24 protein-coding genes are annotated in these 21752 nt (G+C 40.0%); 12 read left to right on the top strand and 12 right to left on the bottom strand.

The window, feature by feature from the left end:
* Positions 1-8: 8 nt before the first annotated feature.
* Entirely contained in the window at positions 9-1997 is a 1989-nt protein-coding gene (gene tkt / locus FTU64_RS00795) for a transketolase (protein WP_180059066.1), read from the bottom strand.
* A gap of 479 nt (positions 1998-2476) precedes the next feature.
* Entirely contained in the window at positions 2477-2902 is a 426-nt protein-coding gene (locus FTU64_RS00790) for a pilin (RefSeq protein ID WP_180059065.1), read from the bottom strand.
* 444 nt (positions 2903-3346) lie between these two features.
* Here FTU64_RS00790 and metK point away from each other — a divergent pair, with 444 nt between their 5' ends.
* The 5 genes from metK to FTU64_RS00765 all read left to right on the top strand — a co-directional run bounded on the left by metK (position 3347) and on the right by FTU64_RS00765 (position 7798).
* Positions 3347-4513 carry a methionine adenosyltransferase gene (gene metK / locus FTU64_RS00785; RefSeq protein ID WP_078188779.1) on the top strand — a complete coding sequence of 389 codons (1167 nt, stop codon included), beginning with the start codon at positions 3347-3349 and terminating at the stop codon, positions 4511-4513.
* A 153-nt stretch (positions 4514-4666) separates the two neighbouring features.
* Positions 4667-5107, top strand: a complete 441-nt coding sequence (locus tag FTU64_RS00780) for an SMI1/KNR4 family protein (RefSeq protein ID WP_180059064.1) — start codon at positions 4667-4669, stop codon at positions 5105-5107.
* Between the two features lie 151 nt (positions 5108-5258).
* Positions 5259-5603 carry a hypothetical protein gene (locus tag FTU64_RS00775; RefSeq protein ID WP_078188782.1) on the top strand — a complete coding sequence of 115 codons (345 nt, stop codon included), beginning with the start codon at positions 5259-5261 and terminating at the stop codon, positions 5601-5603.
* 146 nt (positions 5604-5749) lie between these two features.
* Positions 5750-6451 carry a VIT family protein gene (locus tag FTU64_RS00770; protein ID WP_180027050.1) on the top strand — a complete coding sequence of 234 codons (702 nt, stop codon included), beginning with the start codon at positions 5750-5752 and terminating at the stop codon, positions 6449-6451.
* Between the two features lie 135 nt (positions 6452-6586).
* Positions 6587-7798, top strand: coding sequence for a YeeE/YedE family protein (locus tag FTU64_RS00765; RefSeq protein WP_180059063.1), 1212 nt, complete (start codon positions 6587-6589; stop codon positions 7796-7798).
* 39 nt (positions 7799-7837) lie between these two features.
* On the opposite strand, the gene FTU64_RS00760 is transcribed toward FTU64_RS00765, so the two are convergent.
* From FTU64_RS00760 to FTU64_RS00750, 3 genes are all read right to left on the bottom strand, one after another.
* Positions 7838-8359 carry a hypothetical protein gene (locus FTU64_RS00760; RefSeq protein WP_180022261.1) on the bottom strand — a complete coding sequence of 174 codons (522 nt, stop codon included), beginning with the start codon at positions 8357-8359 and terminating at the stop codon, positions 7838-7840.
* A gap of 65 nt (positions 8360-8424) precedes the next feature.
* On the bottom strand, positions 8425-9204 hold the full coding sequence (locus FTU64_RS00755) for a TIGR03915 family putative DNA repair protein (protein ID WP_180022262.1): 780 nt from the start codon (positions 9202-9204) through the stop codon (positions 8425-8427).
* Positions 9205-9213: 9 nt separating this feature from the next.
* A complete protein-coding gene (locus FTU64_RS00750) occupies positions 9214-10473 on the bottom strand; it encodes a putative DNA modification/repair radical SAM protein (RefSeq protein WP_180040075.1) in 1260 nt (419 codons plus the stop codon).
* A gap of 214 nt (positions 10474-10687) precedes the next feature.
* Between FTU64_RS00750 and FTU64_RS00745 the strand changes: the two genes are divergently transcribed.
* Complete coding sequence (locus FTU64_RS00745) at positions 10688-11731, top strand: nitronate monooxygenase family protein (RefSeq protein WP_180027046.1); 1044 nt, start codon at positions 10688-10690, stop codon at positions 11729-11731.
* A gap of 217 nt (positions 11732-11948) precedes the next feature.
* Here the strand turns inward: FTU64_RS00745 and dusB are convergent, their stop codons facing one another.
* Entirely contained in the window at positions 11949-12968 is a 1020-nt protein-coding gene (dusB, locus tag FTU64_RS00740; protein WP_257222171.1) for a tRNA dihydrouridine synthase DusB, read from the bottom strand.
* Positions 12969-13427: 459 nt separating this feature from the next.
* Between dusB and FTU64_RS00735 the strand changes: the two genes are divergently transcribed.
* Entirely contained in the window at positions 13428-13802 is a 375-nt protein-coding gene (locus FTU64_RS00735) for a hypothetical protein (protein ID WP_180059062.1), read from the top strand.
* 315 nt (positions 13803-14117) lie between these two features.
* On the top strand, positions 14118-14285 hold the full coding sequence (locus tag FTU64_RS00730) for a hypothetical protein (protein ID WP_180059061.1): 168 nt from the start codon (positions 14118-14120) through the stop codon (positions 14283-14285).
* 91 nt (positions 14286-14376) lie between these two features.
* Here the strand turns inward: FTU64_RS00730 and FTU64_RS00725 are convergent, their stop codons facing one another.
* Positions 14377-14544: an acyl-CoA thioesterase gene (locus tag FTU64_RS00725; protein ID WP_373683444.1), complete on the bottom strand. Its 168-nt coding sequence runs from the start codon at positions 14542-14544 to the stop codon at positions 14377-14379.
* Positions 14545-14705: 161 nt separating this feature from the next.
* Positions 14706-14888: a hypothetical protein gene (locus FTU64_RS00720; protein WP_168377709.1), complete on the bottom strand. Its 183-nt coding sequence runs from the start codon at positions 14886-14888 to the stop codon at positions 14706-14708.
* Between the two features lie 275 nt (positions 14889-15163).
* Between FTU64_RS00720 and FTU64_RS00715 the strand changes: the two genes are divergently transcribed.
* The 3 genes from FTU64_RS00715 (at position 15164) to FTU64_RS00705 (ending at position 17345) form a co-directional block, all read left to right on the top strand.
* Complete coding sequence (locus FTU64_RS00715) at positions 15164-16369, top strand: DUF1615 domain-containing protein (protein WP_180059060.1); 1206 nt, start codon at positions 15164-15166, stop codon at positions 16367-16369.
* Complete coding sequence (locus tag FTU64_RS00710) at positions 16336-16965, top strand: HAD-IB family hydrolase (protein ID WP_180027043.1); 630 nt, start codon at positions 16336-16338, stop codon at positions 16963-16965. The genes FTU64_RS00715 and FTU64_RS00710 overlap by 34 nt, the downstream gene beginning before the upstream one ends.
* Before the next feature lie 176 nt (positions 16966-17141).
* Entirely contained in the window at positions 17142-17345 is a 204-nt protein-coding gene (locus FTU64_RS00705; RefSeq protein ID WP_078188800.1) for a hypothetical protein, read from the top strand.
* A gap of 81 nt (positions 17346-17426) precedes the next feature.
* Here FTU64_RS00705 and FTU64_RS00700 read toward each other — a convergent pair whose 3' ends face one another.
* Positions 17427-18521, bottom strand: a complete 1095-nt coding sequence (locus FTU64_RS00700; protein WP_078193588.1) for an acyl-CoA desaturase — start codon at positions 18519-18521, stop codon at positions 17427-17429.
* A gap of 12 nt (positions 18522-18533) precedes the next feature.
* The gene (locus FTU64_RS00695; protein ID WP_180059059.1) at positions 18534-19601 is read right to left on the bottom strand and encodes a ferredoxin reductase; all 1068 of its coding nucleotides are present in this window, start codon (positions 19599-19601) and stop codon (positions 18534-18536) included.
* 168 nt (positions 19602-19769) lie between these two features.
* Between FTU64_RS00695 and fabR the strand changes: the two genes are divergently transcribed.
* The gene (gene fabR, locus FTU64_RS00690) at positions 19770-20444 is read left to right on the top strand and encodes an HTH-type transcriptional repressor FabR (RefSeq protein WP_372491111.1); all 675 of its coding nucleotides are present in this window, start codon (positions 19770-19772) and stop codon (positions 20442-20444) included.
* Between the two features lie 66 nt (positions 20445-20510).
* On the opposite strand, the gene FTU64_RS00685 is transcribed toward fabR, so the two are convergent.
* Together FTU64_RS00685 and FTU64_RS00680 are read right to left on the bottom strand one after the other, a co-directional pair.
* Positions 20511-21308: an alpha/beta fold hydrolase gene (locus FTU64_RS00685; protein WP_180059058.1), complete on the bottom strand. Its 798-nt coding sequence runs from the start codon at positions 21306-21308 to the stop codon at positions 20511-20513.
* 106 nt (positions 21309-21414) lie between these two features.
* Positions 21415-21678 (bottom strand): PAAR domain-containing protein, encoded by a 264-nt coding sequence (locus FTU64_RS00680; RefSeq protein WP_180059057.1) that lies wholly within the window; start codon positions 21676-21678, stop codon positions 21415-21417.
* Positions 21679-21752 lie beyond the last annotated feature (74 nt).

Below are 21752 nucleotides of genomic sequence, written 5' to 3'. Positions count from 1 at the left end.
TTTACAGATTAAGCGGTAATTTCTTTCACAGCAGCAACAACAGCATCAGCAGTAATACCAAAGTGTTGATACAAGTCTTTTGCTGGAGCAGATTCACCGTAAGTCGTCATACCGATTACACGACCATCAAGACCAACAAATTTCCACCAGTAGTCCACATGCGCAGCTTCAACAGCAACACGCGCACGGATCGCAGCAGGAAGAACCGCTTCACGGTAAGCAGCGTCTTGTTTTACGAATTCTTCAGCACATGGCATAGAAACAACACGTACGCCTTCAAGCTGTGCGTAAGCATCCATTGCCAATGAAACTTCTGAACCAGTCGCAATGATGATTGCTTTCAATTCGCCTTTTTCTTTTGCAAGTACATAACCGCCTTTCGCAACGTCAGCAATTTGATCTGCTGTACGAGTTTGGAATGGCAAGTTTTGACGAGAGAAGATTAACGCTGTAGGGCCTTCGCTACGTAACAATGCAGATTTCCAAGAAATAGACGCTTCTACAGTGTCACATGGACGCCAAGTGTTTAGGTTTGGTGTTCCGCGTAAAGATGCAATTTGCTCTACAGGTTGGTGTGTAGGACCATCTTCACCTAGACCAATTGAGTCATGGGTATACACATGAATTACACGCTGTTTCATCAATGCAGACATGCGTACTGCATTACGTGCATATTCCATGAACATCAGGAATGTTGCTACATAAGGAACAAAACCGCCATGCAGCGCTACACCGTTCGCAATTGCAGTCATACCGAATTCACGTACACCGTAATGAACGTAGTTACCCGCTGGGTTAGATTCAACGCCTTCTGCGCCTTTCCATAAAGTCAGGTTAGAACCTGCAAGGTCAGCAGAACCACCTAGAATTTCTGGAAGCTGTGGTGCAAATGCTTGAATGGCATTTTGGCTCGCTTTACGAGTAGCGATTGTTTCAGCTTTTGCATTTACTTCTGCAATATAAGCATCCGCTTTTACAGCGAAGTCAGCAGGTAATTCACCAGAAAGACGACGTTTGAGTTCAGCCGCTTCTGTTGGATATTTAGCAGCATAAGCCGCAAATGTGTCGTTCCAAGCAGATTCAGAAGTAGTACCTTTCGCTTTTGCATCCCAAGCTGCATATACATCAGCAGGAATTTCGAATGGACCTTCTGTCCAGCCCAAAGCTTCACGAGTTAAAGCGATTTCATCATTACCAAGCGGCGCACCGTGGCAATCTTCTTTACCTTGTTTGTTTGGAGAACCTAAACCAATAATGGTTTTACAGATAATTAAAGTTGGTTTAGCTGTTTCAGCTTTCGCTTCAACAGTTGCTGCGCGGATTGCGTCTGCATCATGACCGTCAACTTTAAGCACTTGCCAGCCGTATGCCAAGAAACGCTGTTCTGTGTCGTCAGAGAACCAGCCTTCTACTTCACCATCAATTGAGATGCCGTTGTCATCGTAGTAAACAACCAATTTACCTAGACCCAAAGTACCTGCCAATGAACAAGCTTCGTGAGAAACACCTTCCATTAAACAACCGTCACCCAAGAAGCAGTATGTGTTGTGATCTATAACTGTGATGTCTTCTTTGTTGAATTGAGCCGCTAAAGTTTTTTCAGCAAGTGCAAAACCTACAGCGTTTGCAATACCTTGACCCAATGGACCAGTCGTTGTTTCAATACCCGGTGCATAGCCCAATTCTGGGTGACCTGGAGTTTTAGAATGCAATTGACGGAAAGATTTTAAATCTTCAATAGACAGGTCATAACCTGTTAAGTGCAATAACGCATATTGCAACATAGAGCCATGGCCGTTTGACAATACGAAACGGTCACGGTTTGCCCATTGTGGGTTTGCAGGGTTGTGGTTGAGGAATTCACGCCACACCACATCAGCAATATCTGCCATCCCCATTGGAGCACCTGGATGTCCTGAATTTGCTTTTTGCACAGCATCCATTGCCAATACACGAATTGCGTTTGCAATACGACGTTCGTTAAGCGGGGTTGTCATAGGTCAGAGTCCAAACAAATGGTTTAAAAGAGTAAGATGAATAAGAATTCAAAGATGCGTATATTGTCTTAAAAAAAGCGGAATGGGTAAAGCCTCAGGGGCAAATTTTCGCTAATTATTCCTGCACCACCTGTATTTTGGGCGCTTATTGCTCAATTTCAAGCCTATGCATGTCGTTTATTTTGTATACAGTGATGCTTTTATATGGCGAATCAATGACAGCGCAATGCATATTTAGAGTTTGGTAGAGAAAGTAAACGCTTTATAACTGATAAAAGTCCGATACATCGAATGGAAATCGTGAATAAAAATAGCAGCCAAAGCCGATCCAGATAAATGACCATTTGAAATTTGATTTCATATAAAATACACCCACTACGGTTTGGGTAACTCAAACAGCAAACTCATCCCTTTGAAATCAGCACTTATCCAATATACTCACGGTTTCACATTCAATATTTATATACCACGACCAATATTTATATACCACGACATGTAGCAGGCAAATTTCGCTGCGAAATATCATCCGATTGACAATTCCAAGCACCATTTAAACCATCTGGAATATTAAAATAAATCTGCTTTGAACGAAGACCTAAAGTTACATCTGTTGATTTAAAGGTAAAAACCACTGAACACGTTCCTGCCACATCAGTAATTTCACTACTCGCAATATACTTGGTACTGATACTTTCATTCAGCGCTGTATTCAAATCTACACAGCTTTGTTCCGCTGAATAATTTTCAATCAGTTTTAATTTATAGGGTGAAATCATTGTTAATACTTCAGCCACTTGCGCCCGAGCGACATAGCCATTGTAAGATACAGTAGCAATTGCAGCCAAAATACCGATGATTACCACCACGATCATAATTTCAATGAGTGTAAAACCAGACTGTTTCATTACGTTTCCCCATTCAACGTAATGACAAATAGGCAATTTGCATACCAAGTCTCAAAAGTCCGTATTTATTGTGTTTTATTTTTCAAATTAAACGAATAATTGTCGTTTACAGTCATATTCTGACAGTTCATGACATTCATCAATGATAAATCTCAGGATATTGATTTGATTTTTTCTTATAATTGATTCACTTAAAATGCCAATTTAGGCATTTTAACGCCTAATCACATTGTTGCTTGTGCCAAAGCCCAATATCTCTGTTTTATCTCATCATAAAAATTTAAATTGAGAAATCCATAGCTCATATCAATTTTTTAGATGCATATATCAATTAAAAAGTCATTGAAATGAATTAATTTCATCCAATTTGGTCATGTTGAGCTAGTCCTAAACGCTTTCTCGATGTAACATATTGCGTCTTTAAATTTAACTGTGATAGGACTTATGCGCGAGTACGCTGTATTTACCTCGGAATCTGTAAGCGAAGGCCATCCGGATAAAATGGCTGACCAAATCAGTGATGCTATTTTGGATGCAATCTTAAAAGAAGACCCATATGCACGGGTTGCTTGTGAAACGCTTGTAAAAACGGGTGCGGTTGTACTTGCCGGTGAAATCACAACAACTGCAAATGTTGACTTTGAAGCGATTGTTCGTAATACCGTAAATGGTATCGGATACCATCATTCAGATCTTGGCTTTGATGGTTCAACTTGTGCCGTGATCAACATGATCGGTAAACAATCACCTGAAATTGCTCAAGGTGTAGACCGTCAAAAACCAGAAGATCAAGGTGCGGGCGACCAAGGTTTAATGTTTGGTTATGCAAGCCGTGAAACTGATGTGCTTATGCCAGCACCGATTTCATATGCGCATCGCTTAATGGAAAAACAAGCTGAACTACGTAAACAAGGCAAACTTGCTTGGTTACGTCCTGATGCAAAAAGCCAAGTAACATTTGCTTATGAAAATGGCATGCCAGTTCGCTTAGACGCAGTTGTACTTTCAACTCAGCACGATCCAAAAATTACCCAAGCTCAATTGAAAGAAGCGGTAATTGAAGAAATCGTGAAAAAAGTGATTCCTGCTGAAATGTTCCATGCAGACACTAAATTCCACATCAACCCAACAGGTATGTTCGTCATTGGCGGCCCTGTAGGTGACTGTGGTTTAACAGGCCGTAAAATCATTGTAGATACTTACGGTGGTATGGCTCGTCACGGTGGTGGTGCGTTCTCTGGTAAAGATCCATCAAAAGTGGACCGTTCTGCTGCTTATGCAGGCCGTTATGTTGCTAAAAACATTGTGGCTGCCGGCCTAGCTGACAAATGTGAAATTCAAGTGTCTTATGCGATTGGTGTTGCAGAACCAACATCTATCTCGATCAACACATTCAATACTGCAAAAGTATCTGAAGATTTGATTATTGCACTTGTACGTGAACACTTTGACTTACGTCCATACGGTATTACTCGTATGTTGAACTTAATCCAACCGATGTACCAACAAACTGCTGCGTATGGTCACTTTGGTCGTGAAGGTTCTGATACCGCATTTACATGGGAAAAAACTGACAAAGTGGAAGCGCTTAAAGCATCTGCTGGTCTTTAATCTTAATAGATTAATTTCTCAAAAAAGCCTGCATTGATTGCAGGCTTTTTTATGCCCAATATGTTCATAAATAAAACATTTAGGATAAAAATATTGACTAAAATTTACGCCTAGCTTATTCATAAAACACCAAAATAATTTAAGAACAACATCATGCCCTTTCCATTAGACTTAAAATTTATTACTGCAACTGAAGAACAATTAGGATTTAAGTTTCCAGAAAAATATAAAGCCAAAATGCAAATTGAAAATGGTGGCGAATTCGGCATTAGCTTTTCTAGCGCGGATGAATTTAAAGATGGTGATGACATCGAAGCATGGTGGCTTTTTCCCTTCCAAGACACCAGCGATGTGAAAAGAATAAAACGTACAACGAATCATCTAGCCGTAGAACATCAATCCATCAGTGAAATAGAAGACTTCCCTGAAAACAGCATTGCTATTGCACATAACGGCGATGGCGATTATTTATTGATGCGTACGGTAGACGATACACAATTGGGGGAAGAAATATATTTATGGCGCCATGAAGACAGTGAATTTATCTATCTACTTGTGACTTCAATTGAAGAATTATTTAGTCAAAACCCTTAACGCTATAAGTAGATATAAAGCCTTTCAAACTACAAAATAAGCTGAATAAAATTACACTAAATCAACAATTTTTGATCGATTTTTGAATATTTTTTCAGCTAATATAAATTCAGCCCATGCTACGGGCATAACAAAAAAAGGAAAGATCAAAATGAATAAATTACTTGTTGCTTTAGGTTTGGCTGCAACTGTTGCACTTGTTGGCTGTAATAAAGACAAAGCGCCAGAAACAGGTGCAACAACTGGTGAACACCTAGAAAACGCTGCTGACCAAGCAGGCCATGACATTGCTGATGCAACTTCAGAAGCAGCAACTGCGACAGCTACTGCTGTAGATAATGCTGCAACTGCAACTGCGACAGCAGCTGATAATGCAGCAGAAAATGCTGAAGCTGCTGCACACAATGCAAAAGAAGCAGCTAAAGACGCGACTGCTGCAACAGCAGGTGCTGTTGAGCAAGGTGCAGCAAACGTGAAAGAAAAAGCTCAACAATAAGCATTCTTTAAAAAAAGCACCTTCGGGTGCTTTTTTTATATTTGTCTTTTGTTCAGCGTGTTGTTTCAATCCATTTTTAACTTGAAATTTAACTGACGTCAGGTCAATCTTATGACGTCATATAAATAACAAATTTAGAGAAAAGAATGTCTTATTCACATCATACCGAAAAACATTTTATGGAACGTACAGGTTGGCTACGTGCATCTGTACTCGGTGCAAATGATGGCATTATCTCCGTCACTAGTTTAATTATGGGCATGGCTGCAAGTGGTGCTTCTAGCCATACCTTACTCATTACATGCATTGCAGGACTCATCTCTGGTGCAACCTCTATGGCGGCGGGCGAATATATCTCTGTGAAATCTCAAGAAGACGTCGAAAAAGCAGATCTTCACATGGAGCATAAAGAATTACAACGTAACCCAGATATGGAGCTTAAAGAGCTGACTCAAATTTATGTAAATCGTGGGTTAGAGCCGAACCTAGCACATGAAGTTGCAGTCCAATTAACTGCCCATGATGCACTAGAGGCCCATGCACGAGATGAAATTGGAATCCATGACAATACCGCAGCAAAACCCGTTCAAGCAGCACTCTCATCGGCTTTAGCATTTTCAATTGGTGCGCTATTTCCGATGGTTGCGATCTTGATCAGTGCTGACATGCATATTGAAAAAACTGTTATGGCCGTTGGCGTAATTTCCCTAGCACTCCTCGGTGCCTTGGCCAGTTATGCAGCTGGCACTTCTATGTTGAAAGGCAGTCTACGTGTTGCGCTTTGGGGCATTGCAGCCATGCTTTTTTCTAGTTGGATTGGTTCTTTATTTAATGTAAATCCAGTTTAATGCCCACTTCATCAGTTTTTTAAATATATTAAATCAATTATACACAGCAATGATTGTGTGATTTTTCAACAATATTCATTTTTACAATATATAAAAACCGTAAAATAGAGATACATTTTTTAAGCTTTTTTCTCCATGTCTGTTATTGCTACGCCAGCCAATCGATCCAATGTATCGATTTGGGTGGCTTTTGTTTTATTAATTTTAGGCACCCTTGGTGCTTATCTGGTTGTAGGCGTTAACCAAGCATTGCTATTTTTAATTGGCGGTGCTTTGGGTATGACCCTTTATCACGCATCTTTTGGTTTTACCTCAAGTTGGCGTGTCTTTATTAAAGAGCGTCGTGGTCGTGGCTTGCGTGCACAAATGATCATGTTGGCTTTGGCTGTACTGCTCTTCTTCCCTGCTTTAGGTGCGGGTGAATTATTTGGCAACCCAGTCAAAGGTAACGTTAATCCTGTTTCAATGTCCGTGATGATCGGTGCCTTTATTTTTGGTATTGGTATGCAAGTCGGCGGAGGCTGTGCATCAGGTACACTGTACACTGTGGGCGCTGGTAGCGCACGTATGATTGTAACGTTGATCTTTTTCTGTACAGGTTCACTGATTGCAACTTCACATATTCAATGGTGGTTTGACCTTCCCCACTTTGAGCCGATTTCTTTAGTCAAAAGCTTTGGTGTAGTTCCTGCACTGGCATTAAACTTTGTAGTTTTTGCAATCATTGCAGCAGCAACAGTTTACTTTGAAAAGAAACGCCATGGTCAGCTTGAAGTTGAGCCGCAAGCTAACCAACACGGCTGGAAACGCTTTCTACGTGGTCCATGGCCATTGGTTTGGGGCGGAATTATCCTGACTTTACTAAACTTTGCCACACTCGCACTTGCAGGCCGTCCTTGGGGCGTGACCTCTGCCTTAGCCGTTTGGGCAGCAAAATCAGCAAGTATCATGGGGATCGATGTTGCATCTTGGGCATATTGGCAGCAACCTGCGAATGCCAAAGCACTCACCGAATCATTATGGTTTGATATCACGTCGATGATGAATTTCGGCATCATGCTCGGTGCATTACTCGCAGCGAGCCTAGCAGGCAAATTTGCACCGAACTTTAATATCCCAAAACGCTCACTGCTAGCGGCTGTGATCGGTGGTTTGATGTTGGGTTACGGCGCACGTTTAGCATACGGCTGTAACATTGGTGCGTATTTCAGCGGTATTGCTTCAGGTAGTTTGCATGGCTGGTTATGGTTAGTATTTGCCTTCATTGGGAACGGTATCGGCGTCAAATTACGCCCAATCTTCTTCCCTGGCGAACGTCCACAACCTGAAAAATTAACAGGCTGCTAATTTCTGTAAATAAAAAGCCCCTCAAATGAGGGGCTTTTTTTAATCTGCTAGTGCAGCTTTTAGATTACAACCATATTGCATGGTTTCTTGTGCATGCTTGTATGTGGTATAGCGGTTGATAATAAAATCATAAAATTGGTCTGTATTCGCAAATACCTGACTCAAATCTTCGTTTGCGGCATTTGGCAGTTTAACGTCTTTCACCAAGGCTAAGTTCACATGTCCGAGATGATACATTTCAGAAAAATAATGATTCATTACTTCGCAATAGGCAATTTTGGAGCTTTTTAAAGCGGTATTGGCAACAAAATGCTGATTTAAAGTTTTTAAGTTCTGAACATCTAAAGCGGATTGATCTGAAAAAGCCATACTTTCTACTTTTTTTAGTTGGCTAAAATCAGCTGCTAGAGTCTGATTTAATTGTTCAAAGCGTTGTTGTAATCCCGCTGTATCGGCAACTTGATAACTTTGCGGATTGAATGTTTTCTTTTCTTGTTCATTTGCAGAACACGCCGTGAGCGTCATTGCCGTCAGAACGGTTGTAACAAGAAATAATTTCATCAAAGTCTCACTTAAACAATCAAAAGCTCGATCATTATGCCCGAAAACAACTAGATGATTCGCACCTAAATCGCTTTTTCATTCAGATAACGCCAATAACGACGTGGCACATACTGCACATGTAATTTCATATTACGTCGGGCTTCAATATTGACACTTCTAAAATAATCTTTCCAAAGCTGATCATATAAAACTTCCTCATCATCCAGTTCGATATTGAAAGATTGACTATGGCCTGACTGTATTTGCCCATCTATGGTTGTGGCATCCATATCCGCTTGATGCACCTGCTGTAGATCATAGTAAATGCCGTAGCTGCGTTTTTCATCGTAAATCAACCAACGTTGATCTTGATAGCGTGATTTGAAATGCCGTTCGATCAAAGGCAATACATTAAAGTCAGGTGAGACTAAACTGATAAACAAGCCATCCTGACATTTTTTAAAACGCACAAAAGCTTCCATTCGGTGCTTTTCACGCCCCACTTGCTTCGCCCACTGACTCATCCCTAATACATCAGCATGACCATAGTTTTTAGACACATCACGCTGTTGCTGGAACGCATAAATCGCAAAATTAAAACAATGTTGAAAAGCCTGCTGCTGCTCGGATAAAAACGCATAATAAAACTGCTTCAAAGCACTTTCAGATGCTTTAAGCTTTAATCCTTGCCATACCCGCTGTGCTTGTTCATCGTGACTAGCCACATCAATGACTTCGGCGAAAAGACCTGCCTGCACTTGCCCATCTGTACAAATCTGAATGTCAAATTGCTTAAATTGAAAGGCCCGAAAAACACAACTTAACAATCCTGTCATCGTGCCATCAAAGACATAAATACTCACGACTGTATCCTAAAAACCTAAGTTCAATTGTGGAGAAATTTGCTGCGTATATTTCGACTGGCCACTTTGCAAGATCTGCTGACGTATTTGATGTGGCTGTTGATCTCGAATAAATTTTGGAGAATCTTCACAGCGTATAAAATGTTGTGCTCTGTTGTAGGAAATACCCATACGTTTTAATTGGTCGATATGGATTTTCCCAAAACGTCGTGCTTGAACAATTTTTTGAGCAGAACGTACACCAATACCCGGCACACGTAAGATCATTTGATATTCAGCACGATTGATATCCACGGGAAATTGCTCGGGATGACGCAGTGCCCACGCTAATTTAGGGTCAATATCCAATTCTAAATTTGGATGCTCTTCATCGACCAATTCCGTCGCTTCAAACCCATAAAAACGCATCAACCAATCACTTTGATACAGCCGATTTTCTCGTAATAAAGGTGGCGCAGACCCCACAGCTGGCAGCGCACGCTCCTCTTCATTAATTGGAATATAACCCGAGTAATACACACGCTTGAGCTTAAACTCTTTGTAATGACGGTCTGCCATCAGTATGACATCACGGTCAGACTCTTGATGTGCGCCCACCACCATTTGCGTCGTTTGTCCTGCGGGTACAAATTTAGGAACTGTGCGTATTATTTTTCGTTCATCTTTGAATTGAATCAAACGATCTCGCACGATACCTAAGTCTTTTTGGACTTCAACATGACTTTTTTCAGGTGCAAATTTTTTTAAACCATCTTCTGTCGGCATTTCCAAATTAATGCTCATACGGTCGACATATAAACCTGCTTCGGTAATGATTTCCTGAGATGCCCCCGGAATGGTCTTCAGATGAATATAACCATTAAAATTTTCTTCTAAACGCAGTTTTTTTACCACCTGCAACATACGTTCCATGGTGTAATCCGCCGATTTAAAAATCCCCGAACTTAAAAATAACCCTTCAATATAGTTCCGTCGATAAAAATTCATGGTCAAATCGACCACTTCCTGTACCGTAAATGCTGCGCGCTTTACGTCGTTACTTCGACGGGACACACAATATGCGCAGTCAAAAATACAGACATTGGAAAATAGAATTTTTAACAATGATACGCAGCGGCCATCTTCAGTATAGCTATGGCAAATGCCATTTCCAGTATTACCCAGACCTTTGTCTTTATTTTGGCGCTTGCTACCACTCGAAGAACATGAGACATCATATTTGGCAGCATCGGCTAAAATTTGCAGTTTTTCACGGATACGTTCAGACATGGGAGAGTTTTAAAATTTAAAATGATCAGAGCATTATTTTAAAATGATCAAGTTCAAAAGTTAGGTCATACATCATCAATACGACATGAGGTGTCGCTTAATTTTAAGTACAGCATTGGTGCAGGCTCCAGACCATTTTGATATGAAATAACGAATATTATTTGCTTAATTTCACTCGCTTGGGCAAAGTATTTAGAGTGATTGGAGTATGCACATGACTTTATTAGAAAAACTTGGCATCAAACACCCTATATTTCTTGCCCCAATGGCAGGTGTTTCTACACCTGAGCTTGCTGCAGAGGTGTCAAATCAAGGTGGACTTGGTTCACTGGGTTTAGGTGCAAGCAGTGTTGAGAATGCACGTCAGCAAATATTACAAACTCAAGAACTTACTGACCAACCTTTTCAGGTCAATTTTTTTTGTCATGACACTGTAGAACTCGATGAACAAGTTGCTGCTAAATGGATCATGCAATTTAAGTCACGCTTTGCCCAATATAATGCAGAAGCTCCAGAAGCACTCAACTGTATTTATCCAAGCTTTAAAGACAATGACCAGTTTCTAAACCTCGTATTGGAAACGCGCCCTAAAGCGGTGAGTTTTCATTTTGGTATTCCACATCCACATCAAATCCAAGCCTTGAAACAAGCGGGTATTTTGACTCTAGTTTCTGCAACCAACTTAGCAGAAGCTAAACTGATCGAAGCTGCAGGCATTGATATCGTGATTGCTCAAGGTATTGAAGCTGGTGGTCACCGTGGCATTTTCAATGAAAACTTTGATAGCAGCGTTAAGACTCGTGATTTGGTTCAGCTCTTGAAACGCCATATTCAATGCCCCGTTGTTGCTGCTGGCGGCATTATGAATGGACATCAGGCCTATCAAATTATGGAGTTGGGTGCAGATGCTGTTCAATTGGGCACTGCTTTTGTGCAATGCAAAACATCAAATGCAAATGAAGCTTATCGCAAAGCATTATTTGATGCACCCATCACGCAGATTACATCTAGTATTTCAGGCCGCCCTGCTCGTGGCATTATCAATAACTGGCACACAGATATTGACACACCAACACGCCCGACCGTCCCGGCTTACCCATATAGCTATGATTTAGGCAAACAATTACATGCCGCTGCTAGCAAGCATGGTGTACATGAATATGGTGCTTTTTGGGCGGGAACCAATGTCTCTCAAATACGTGAATTGGAAGCACCTGACTTGATCAATCAATTGGTTTTAGAAATGCGCTTTAACTAAGACCTCGCTCAACGCGACATTCAAACATGAATGCCTATAAAAAGCCCTCAACATTGAGGGCTTTTTATGTGCAATTTAGGCTGTCATCGATGCACAATTTAATAATTGCTTCAGATCATTTGAATCAAGTTAGTTAAATCTATTTCAAATAAATCCAGCTAATTTTATCGACCTACTTTGTATCACATTGCACAGATCCATTTCGATTGGCTTTAAGTTACTTGGTTTCAAGCAAATTGACCTGATCAACTTGAACATCACTCATGATCTGACCATGATCAAGTAAGTGATTAAAATAGTTCTCGACGACTTTATATTGATCTGCTGTAGATTCAACTTTATACATATTTTGGCGGAACTCATTACTAGAGCGTAAACCCTTGGTGTACCAAGCAATATGTTTGCGTGAAATTCGACAACCTGAATATTCACCATAAAAACCATATAACTCAGATAAATGTCCGAGCAATACGTCACGGACTTCCATAATACTTGGTGCCGCCATATGCTCACCCGTCGTCAGGTAATGTCCTATTTCACGGAATATCCATGGGCGACCTTGAGCTGCACGGCCAATCATGACTGCATCGGCACCAGTATAATCCAATACATATTTGGCTTTTTCAGGTGTATCAATATCACCATTGGCAATCACAGGAATATTGATCAACGATTTCACATCTTTAATTAAGCTATAACGCGCCGTATTCAGATACATATCTTCACGTGTACGACCATGAAGCGCCAATGCAGCAATCCCAGCTTCTTCGGCACGTTTCGCAACGCGCATAATGTTTTCATGACCATTGAGATAGCCCAAACGGGTTTTTAAGGTCACGGGCACATCAACTGCATCAACCACAGCATCTAAAATGCGAGCCACTAAGTCTTCATCTTTGAGCAGCGCTGAACCTGCTAACTTATTACAGACTTTCTTCGCCGGACATCCCATATTAATGTCGACAATTTGCGCACCATTTGCCACTTGATAGCGAGCGGCTTCAGCCAGTTCAGCTGGATCTGACCCTGCAATTTGGGCAGAAATAGGCGCTATTTCACCATCAAAATTGGCACGATAAAGACTCTTTTTACTCATGCGTAGTGTCTTATCTGCCGTCATCATTTCACTGACCGCATGACCTGCACCAAAGTATTTGCAAAGTGTACGAAATGGGCGATCTGTAACCCCTGCCATAGGTGCCACCCACAGTTTTCTCTCGATGGGACGATCGAACAATTCTTGAATGACAGGATGTTGACTCAATGTTTTAACCTCTAGCTATATTTAGCAAATGATGCCCGAACCACATTCGAAATCTTCGAAGCCACTTTTACAATGCTAAATTCAAATGTATGTTCGCAAAATCTGTTGAGCGTAAAAACGTTTCATGGCAATGATTATGCAATTGAATGATGACAATGAATATCAACATTGCTCAACGATTGAATTGAGGAATTTGAAGCTTCGGAATTGGACGGCAAATTTGCAATGCGATAGTTTAGTAATTCCAAACAAAAATTTCTACGCTTTTGCTTAAGAGTCGTTGAAACTTATGCATCAGCCATGTAGTTAACACACTATCGATTCAACATCAGACTTTCAGCAGATCTGCCTGTACAGGTGTTACTATAGAGGGATACTGCTAAAATCATTGAAAACTTAAATCTATAAATTCACATCAGTGAGTTGAACTTTATGAAAAAATTGAAAATTCTCTCTTTTATATTTTTCGCTACTTTTCTGACTGCCTGCCAACAACCCAATGACGAGGTGGCTGCAGCTGAAAGCCAAAACGCTGATTTAACAACGGAACAAGCGACTCAACAATTTGAGCAGTCAGATGCGCAAATCAGTCAATACCTTGATGTTTTAGATGCCCCAAGCACATCTATCAAGGAAAAAACACAAGTCTTATGTCATGACTACCCTCATGAATATAAAACCAACTATATGCCTGCCATGCTCAAACTCGCAGCCCAAGACTATACTCAAGATAAAATGTTAAATGATTTGAAGATTGCACAGGACTACTACAAAGTAAAACTCAAAATTGAATGCCCTGCTGAATAATCTCCCTTTCATCATGGCGTCATATTTCAGCGATAAATTGTTATTAAGCGAAAAGTGTGTAAGTTTCGCTGTAATAACAATGTAAAATACACTTCCCGATTTATTCGGGTTTTTCTTTTTAAAGCCTTTCAAATATTAAACGACATTTGAATGACACATATTATTTTGTAATGGATTTCAAACTATTGATTTATTTTGATAAGTTTTTCGCAAATGTTCACAATCTAGACACATAACAACTCATTTTAATTACACTTTTATCATGATTAATACATTAAGTTGTTTTTTCCAAAAAAATAGACTGAAGATTGAATCATGAAAACTTTAAACAAAGTACTTTTCGCTACACTTATCTCTGCTGCTGCAACTACATTTGCTGCTGAAGAACAAAAAGTTGAAGCTGCTGCATCTGAAGCTCAAACAACTGAAGTTGCTCAAGATGCAACTGAAGCGGCTCCTGCTTCTGAAGCTGTTGCAAAATAATTGAGCAAAAATTTAAAAGCCCACAGATTGTGGGTTTTTAAATTCACAGACATTTTAGATCTGTCGCAGCTTTCAATGAATTTGATTTCAATTATTTAAAATATAAACGTTGAATTTGACGTGCCCGCCGGTTTAAACCCAATACTTTTTTTCTTTGTAAAATGTCTTCTTCACTAAATCCCAAGTGCTGGATTAATTCAGACATAGCTAAATCTGCATGTTCGATCAACACGGCATCTTGTTCAGTTGACCAAATCACGTTTGATACCTTTAATTTGTGCTGGCGTTTTAAATTTCTCATTTGCACAGTATAAAATACTTTAGACACATCAACAAAAAGCCCACCCGATGTGAGCTTTTTGCACAGACTGAGTAGTGATCATCTATTGGATTGAAATATAGATTTACTGAACGATGATGTTAAAGATTTTCATCCTTCGTGATCATCACTGAGGTTAAAATTGGAACGGCAAAACAAGGTAGTAAGAGTAAGATCCAATATTCCACCATCGGTTTAGCCACAACAAAGTTAATAATGATTGCCCCCAATACCATAACTAACGCAATCAAACCCAAGAAACGACTGAAAAATTTAGCTGGCATAATAATTCCCTTAAAAAATTATGGATTTCAGCTAGTATATACCTTCATTTTTATAATCTGTTGAAAATGATATTGGAATATTCATCTATTTAGCTCAAAAAGCATTCTTTTTCCAATCATCCTGACAGAACTGCTTGTTTTTACACGCGTAGATCTCCATAAATAGATTGACAGTCCCCTATGAGGCATATACATATTTATTCATTACTTATGTATTTTGCATAGTATACTGCTCTTGCTTTGTCGCCCCCATATGGCTGAGTTTATTGGAAAATATGAACAAAACTTTTTCGACCACATTATGCTTTAAATCCCTTTCTGTACTGGCTTTATCCATTGGCTTGGCTGCCTGTGGTAATGGTTCATGGTGGAGCAAAGATGAACCCACTATGGAAGCGGAACAGATCAAAAAAGCCATTCCACCTCGCGTGAATGAACGTCTTTCATGGGCCAATGATATCTACGACATTAGTGATCAGCTCGGTATTCCAACCACGAAAGAAAATGTTTGTACGATTGTTGCTGTAGTCGATCAAGAGTCCAATTTTGTTGCCGACCCGCATGTGCCGGGACTCGGTGAAAAAGCCGTCAAAGAAGTTCAAGATCGTCTTGAAGAAAAGTTTAAAGATAAATTGGGTGATGGCATCGGTGGTACAGTCGCTGGCTATTTCCAAGATGTGTTAAAAAATCAACCGAGTCCAGAAGATAACTATCTGAGCCAAATGCGCCGTGTACAAACTGAACGTGAACTAGACGAGTTATATCGTGAAATTTTTGACTATATGTCTAAACATTATCACGTGAGTGCTTTGACGGGCGCAGCGAAACTGGTTGGACAAGATATTGGTGAAAAGCTCAACCCCATTACCACTTTGGGTTCCATGCAAGTTCATATAGGCTATGCCAAAGACCACAAACGCCAAGGTGGAAATATTGCTGCTCTACGTACTGACATGTATAGCCAATATGGAGGTTTGTATTACGGCATCCACCGTTTAATGATGTATCCAGCTGAATATGACAAACCGATTTATCGTTTTGCAGATTATAACTCGGGTCGTTATTCGAGTCGTAATGCGGCATTCCAAAGCATGTTGAATGACTTAACCCCTGCTGAGCTCGGCTTAGATGGTGACCTCTTACTTTATAATAAAGATGGTTCTCCACGTTCTGCAAAAAGCCAGTCTGAAACCGCGTTGATTGCCGTTTTTGCAGAAAACAATGTGATCGCGACGCCACGTCAAATTCGTTCAGATCTTAAAAAAGAAAAAGATCAGGACTTTGAAGATACTTTGACGTATAAAGCGGTCAAAAAATTGTACCAAGAAAAGACTGGTAAAGAACCGTTTTACGCCATGATGCCTGAAGTCGTAATTTCGGGGCCAAAATTAAGCCGTGATTACAATACCAATTGGTTTGCCACACGAGTCGATGGACGTTATCAAACATGCATGCACCGCATCAAAAACCTAAAACTTTAGCCTTATTTGATTTTGACGGAACCCTGTGTAATAAAGACAGTTTTACAGGGTTCATCTTCTATTCCCTGCCTAAAAGGCATATCGTGCGCCAAGGGATTAAAATTCTTCCTTGGATTCAAGGCTATTATCTCAAGCTATATCCTGCACATGCAATGCGTCCTCGCCTATATGCCGCAATGTTTAGCCAAGCCAATCATGAGCACATTTTAAATCAAGCAGCGCAATATGCTGAACATTTGATGGCAGAACTCAATCCTTCACTGTATGAACAATTACAGCAACACCAAAAACGCGGTCATGAAGTCGTTTTAGTTTCGGCCTCCGTCGATTTATATCTTAAACCTGTGGCTGAAAAGCTCGGGGTCAAACTGATTTGTACCGAAACAGCAGCCAATGACCAAATACTGACTGGTTTGTATCAAACCTTAGACTGTAGTGGTGAGCAAAAGAAAATTCGCGTTTTGGAGCAATTTAACCTTCAAGACTATGAGCATGTTTATGCCTATGGAAATAGCGATGAAGACCTCGCCATGTTTGAATTGGCCACCCACCATTTCATGAATGGACAGGATAAGTGCCTACCAGAACTCGACTAAAGTCGAGTAATTTAGTTTGTTTTATTAATCAAAGTTAACAATCACAAACTTAAATTTAAGTCGCTCTAATATATGGGTAAATTTTGAAAATTCTGCTTTTATTTTGACTTTATAGTGTGCTATTTTTCTCATTAATTAGAAATAATGCGGTCAAATATTAAAAGCGGGAAAAGAATATGAATCAATTCAATCCACCGAAATATGTCAAAGGCCTCCATATTAAATTTGGCGAAAATCCATTTGTACTCCTTGCTCAATTTGCCTTCTCAGCCACTCGCCAGATGTGGACGAAAGAAGAAATTGAATTGGTCATTCGTATGGCTAAAAAAGGAAATTATATGAATTTGATTAAGATCCTCAAATTACATATCAAAAAGTAAAATAGATATTTCCCCAAAGTTAATATAAAAAAGCCATGCAATTGCATGGCTTTTTTTCCCGTAAATTTAGTGTAGCGTTTATTACTTTTTAAATGGAAACGCATATTTCACAATACGTTTTAGTACACTGCCGTACTGTTTCACTAAGCTTGCGTTGTTATAGTTCAAACCATATTTTTCACATACGGCCTGTACTTTTGGCGCCATTTTACGATAACGACGCGCAGGAACATCAGGGTATAAATGGTGTTCGATCTGATGGCTTAAATGCCCTGTCAAAATGTGAAATGCTTCTGAACCAGTAAGGTTTGAAGAACCACGGATTTGACGCATGTACCAATGTCCACGGCTTTCATTTTCAAGTACTTTTTTCGGGAAAACTTCAACATCTTTGGTGAAGTGACCACAGAAAATAATACTAAACGTCCAAATGTTACGAAGACCATTCGCAACGAGGTTCCCTGTGAGCACAGGTAATGCTGCCGGCCCTGCAATAAGCGGGAAAAACACATAGTCTTTAAATAATTGCTTGCCGATTTTGGCTTGCATTGGCTTCCATTCTTCTTTGGTCTGCTGTTTTGTTTTGCGACCTTTAAAGTATTTACCCAATTCAAGGTTTTGAATGGCAACACCCCATTGAAACAATAAGCAAAATGGAATGCTATAAATCGGTTGTAATAGATAGCCCGGCTTCCAACGCTGTTCTGGGAACAAACGAACGAGACCATAACCAATATCATCATCCATACCTTTAATGTTGGTATAGGTATGATGTTTAAAATTGTGAGTTTGGCGCCAGTTATCTGCAGTACCCACGATATCCCATTCATAAGTCTGACCATTGAATTTAGGATCATTCATCCAGTCATATTGACCATGCATGACATTATGACCTAATTCCATGTTTTCCATGATTTTGGCAAAACCTAAAAGACCTGTGCCTAAAATCCACGCTGGCGGAAACCAACCTGCAAACAATAATGCACGACCAGCCATAGATGAATATCGAATAGTCGAATACACACGACGAATGTATTTCGCATCCTTTTCACCTAAGTCATCTAAAACTTCTTGCTTAATCGCGTCAAGCTCACGCGCAAGTTCATCTAATTGCGATTGGGTTAACTCACGGTTTTTAGGATTTTTAAAATATTCAATTTTTACAGGCATGTTCATATTTTTTCTACCTTATAAATCAATAACGAGATCTGACTGTGCTGAGTTCACACAAATTTTGAGTAAATTACCCGGTTCTGTATTTTGGCTACCATTGACCATATTTTTAGTCGAACCTTCAACTTTGTTGCAGGCACATTTATTACAAATGCCCATACGGCAACCGTGATTTGGTTTGATATTTTGCTGTTCAAGACTCGCTAGAATTGATTGGCCTTTTGGAATACTGACGGTTTTATTGGATTGTGTAAGCGTGACATTCACAAAGCCAATATCATCCGTTGCAATTGGACTCATGCTAAATGCTTCACTCATAAAGCACTGTGCATGATCAAATAACGCTTCGGCCTGAGTGACGAAACCCGATGGACCACATGCAAACACAGTACTGTGCTCAATGTTGTCAAATTGAGCAGCGTGAGAGGCATTTAATCGTGGATCGGGAACATCTTCTTGGGTAAAGAAAATTTGAAATTTAAAGTTTGGATATTGATTTACCAAAGCTTCGAAGCGTAATTTGAATGCAGCATCATCGTGATACTTAACCCAATACATTAACTGAATTGGTTGCTCCGCAATTTGCTTGGTTTTGCTCATCGCTTTCAACAAACTCAACATTGGCGTAATACCACTACCCGCAGCCAATAGTAGCAAGGGTGTAGAATTTGACACCAAAGTCATATCACCAAAAGGCTGACCAAATTCTAAGATATCGCCCACTTGCGCTTGTTCTACCAGCCAAGTACTCACAATACCCGTATTCACTTTTTTTACGCTAAGCAATACGTGTTGATCATCTAACTGAGTCAAACTATAAGTACGTTCGTAACGGATCCCATTTACACGAGCAAAAACAGGATGATGCTGACCAGCTTCACCCATTTTAAACAAACGGTTCACCTGTATAGTTAGGCTGACCATCTCATTTGCTGCATTTTCTTTTTGTACAATTTTGCCGAGTGCCTGATTACCAGACCATAACGGATTAAATTTCTGCAACCAGAAATTTACCGCATTGACGTCTACAACACTGTCTTTGAGTGCGTTTAAAGGCTTTTTCGCTTTTTCGAGTACATGCATAATCAAATACAACTCATGGGAGGTTTTTAATTATTATACACATGTATATATATTTGTATATACGCTTGTACGTTTAATCAACATTTCCACAAAAGCTATTAGCAGACGCTATAATATGTTAATGTTTTTAATCTATTAAAAAATATGACTCAGTCTGCACAGACGAATATGGTTAACATGTACCAGGAAGAATTACATTCTGAAGCTGAAACTCCACTTGCAGTTCGCACTGTAGGCCGTAAAGCAACGATTACCAAGGAAGAACTGTTTCAGGCAGCGCTTAATTTAATTGGTCCACAAAAAAGTATTTCATCACTGAGTTTGCGTGAAGTTGCACGTGAAGCTGGCATTGCTCCAAATAGTTTTTATCGTCACTTCAAAGATATTGATGAATTAGCCATTGAGTTGATTGATCGAGCTGGCGGTGTGTTACGTCAAATTTTGCATGAAGCACGCCTTCAGGCATCACGCCAAAGCAGTATTATTCGTAGTTCAGTTGAAGTATTTATTCAGCAGCTAGATGCCGATGAAGGCAACTTAAGCCTTTTACTTCGTGAAGGCTATACTGGTTCGCATTCCTATAAAAATGCAGTTGAGCGTCAACTTAACTATTTCCAACAAGAATTAAGAGAAGATTTAATCGTCCTAGAACGTTTAAATCAGAGCAAGTTGGCTCATCCTGACATCGTGGCACGTGGTATTACCCAATTGGTGTTTAACATGGGTGCGAAAGTCATTGATCTACCGACAGAACAACGCAAAGAAGTTGCCGAACAAACCATGATTATGATTCGTATGATCTTGGAAGGTGCTCGCCATCTAGACGAAGCCCAAATTCGCTAAAAATTAACGGTGAGAAAAAAAAAGAAGACGTTCAGGTCCCCTTTTTTATGAGCAAAATATATTTTTCTAATGCTGTAAGTACTGCATGACGTGTAGCGCTGTCTGTTTCGGCTGCTCAAGTGGAAACATGTGCCCACCATCAACCACACTATAATCTATACCATAGGTTTTCTTCATTCCGTCAGGCAAACCTTGTTTATAAAAATGGCTGTCATCTGCGGTGATAAGGTGTACAGGTATTTGGGGCGCTTTACGTGGAGTACGCCACCACCATGCAGGCACTGTACGGAAAATTTGTGCTTCCACGGCTTTTGGAATGCTGAGGGTCACGCCACCGCGTTTTTCATCAGCTTGAATGCCTTGTGCAAAATAATCTTCAAAACACTGCGCATCAAAACTTTTAAATAAACGATTATTCCGTAGTGCCGTATAGGCTTCATCCAAATTTGGCCAATGGTCATTACGCTTCAATGTAATTGCTGCTGGGGTAATTTTATCGACTGCTTTGAGCTTTAATTTTTGCATGCCTTCAAAAATTGCGGACTTAGGGCCGATTACGAAAGGTGGATCCATAATGATCAGTTGTGAAAACAAATCTGGACGTTTATAAGCCGCCATCAAGGTGACTAAAGAGCCAAAAGAATGCCCAAGCCCAATCACTTGTTGCTTTGGAAATTGGTGCTCAATATCTGCAATGACTTGTTCGACCAAATATCGCCAATCTTTGGTGATCGGATAGCGCTCATCCATACCAATCAGCGGAATCGCCTTCACATCAAATTGCGGTGAAAAGTAAGATAAAAACTTTCGATAACTCGCGGCAGGAATACCATTGGCATGGGTAAAATGGATCGCGCTTTTCATGTAAAACTCATCCAATCAACTGATGATGACCCATCATAAAGAGATCAACTCGATTAGAATAGGACTCAATGAGTTTATTTAGATGAACTAAAAGTCAGTATGCAGATTATTTTTGTGATCCGACCATCGATTGATTGGGTAAAAAGGTTGCCCCACAAGTGGTTTTATCTCCAGCAACCACAACACCACGCCCCTTTACAGTTGTACTTTGATCTGCCGCGATCGCAGCCACAGCCGTATTGCATTTCGGGCAATAATGTTTCATGCCATTTAAATGTACTGCAATACCATTAATCACAAATGAAGGTTCACATTCTGAAACCACACCACCGTGTGACGTTTTACTACCTAAAGTAATTAAGGATTTCATATTTTTATTTTCTTCTAACGAACCGCTGAAATTTGAAGCATTTTAACGGAACTGCCCTCAACTCGCCAGCATCG

The sequence above is a fragment of the Acinetobacter sp. YH12128 genome, assembly GCF_013418655.1.
Taxonomy (GTDB): domain Bacteria; phylum Pseudomonadota; class Gammaproteobacteria; order Pseudomonadales; family Moraxellaceae; genus Acinetobacter; species Acinetobacter amyesii.
The sequence above is the reverse complement of the archived record's forward strand: the minus strand, read 5'-3'. Positions and strand labels throughout refer to the sequence as shown.

Coding starts and splice junctions, on each gene's coding strand:
- tkt (WP_180059066.1), bottom strand. CDS start 1,997: ATGACAACCCCGCTTAACGAACGTCGTATTGCAAACGCAATTCGTGTA.
- FTU64_RS00790 (WP_180059065.1), bottom strand. CDS start 2,902: ATGAAACAGTCTGGTTTTACACTCATTGAAATTATGATCGTGGTGGTA.
- metK (WP_078188779.1), top strand. CDS start 3,347: ATGCGCGAGTACGCTGTATTTACCTCGGAATCTGTAAGCGAAGGCCAT.
- FTU64_RS00780 (WP_180059064.1), top strand. CDS start 4,667: ATGCCCTTTCCATTAGACTTAAAATTTATTACTGCAACTGAAGAACAA.
- FTU64_RS00775 (WP_078188782.1), top strand. CDS start 5,259: ATGAATAAATTACTTGTTGCTTTAGGTTTGGCTGCAACTGTTGCACTT.
- FTU64_RS00770 (WP_180027050.1), top strand. CDS start 5,750: ATGTCTTATTCACATCATACCGAAAAACATTTTATGGAACGTACAGGT.
- FTU64_RS00765 (WP_180059063.1), top strand. CDS start 6,587: ATGTCTGTTATTGCTACGCCAGCCAATCGATCCAATGTATCGATTTGG.
- FTU64_RS00760 (WP_180022261.1), bottom strand. CDS start 8,359: ATGAAATTATTTCTTGTTACAACCGTTCTGACGGCAATGACGCTCACG.
- FTU64_RS00750 (WP_180040075.1), bottom strand. CDS start 10,473: ATGTCTGAACGTATCCGTGAAAAACTGCAAATTTTAGCCGATGCTGCC.
- FTU64_RS00745 (WP_180027046.1), top strand. CDS start 10,688: ATGACTTTATTAGAAAAACTTGGCATCAAACACCCTATATTTCTTGCC.
- FTU64_RS00735 (WP_180059062.1), top strand. CDS start 13,428: ATGAAAAAATTGAAAATTCTCTCTTTTATATTTTTCGCTACTTTTCTG.
- FTU64_RS00730 (WP_180059061.1), top strand. CDS start 14,118: ATGAAAACTTTAAACAAAGTACTTTTCGCTACACTTATCTCTGCTGCT.
- FTU64_RS00720 (WP_168377709.1), bottom strand. CDS start 14,888: ATGCCAGCTAAATTTTTCAGTCGTTTCTTGGGTTTGATTGCGTTAGTT.
- FTU64_RS00715 (WP_180059060.1), top strand. CDS start 15,164: ATGAACAAAACTTTTTCGACCACATTATGCTTTAAATCCCTTTCTGTA.
- FTU64_RS00710 (WP_180027043.1), top strand. CDS start 16,336: ATGCATGCACCGCATCAAAAACCTAAAACTTTAGCCTTATTTGATTTT.
- FTU64_RS00705 (WP_078188800.1), top strand. CDS start 17,142: ATGAATCAATTCAATCCACCGAAATATGTCAAAGGCCTCCATATTAAA.
- FTU64_RS00700 (WP_078193588.1), bottom strand. CDS start 18,521: ATGAACATGCCTGTAAAAATTGAATATTTTAAAAATCCTAAAAACCGT.
- FTU64_RS00695 (WP_180059059.1), bottom strand. CDS start 19,601: ATGCATGTACTCGAAAAAGCGAAAAAGCCTTTAAACGCACTCAAAGAC.
- fabR (WP_372491111.1), top strand. CDS start 19,770: ATGGTTAACATGTACCAGGAAGAATTACATTCTGAAGCTGAAACTCCA.
- FTU64_RS00685 (WP_180059058.1), bottom strand. CDS start 21,308: ATGAAAAGCGCGATCCATTTTACCCATGCCAATGGTATTCCTGCCGCG.
- FTU64_RS00680 (WP_180059057.1), bottom strand. CDS start 21,678: ATGAAATCCTTAATTACTTTAGGTAGTAAAACGTCACACGGTGGTGTG.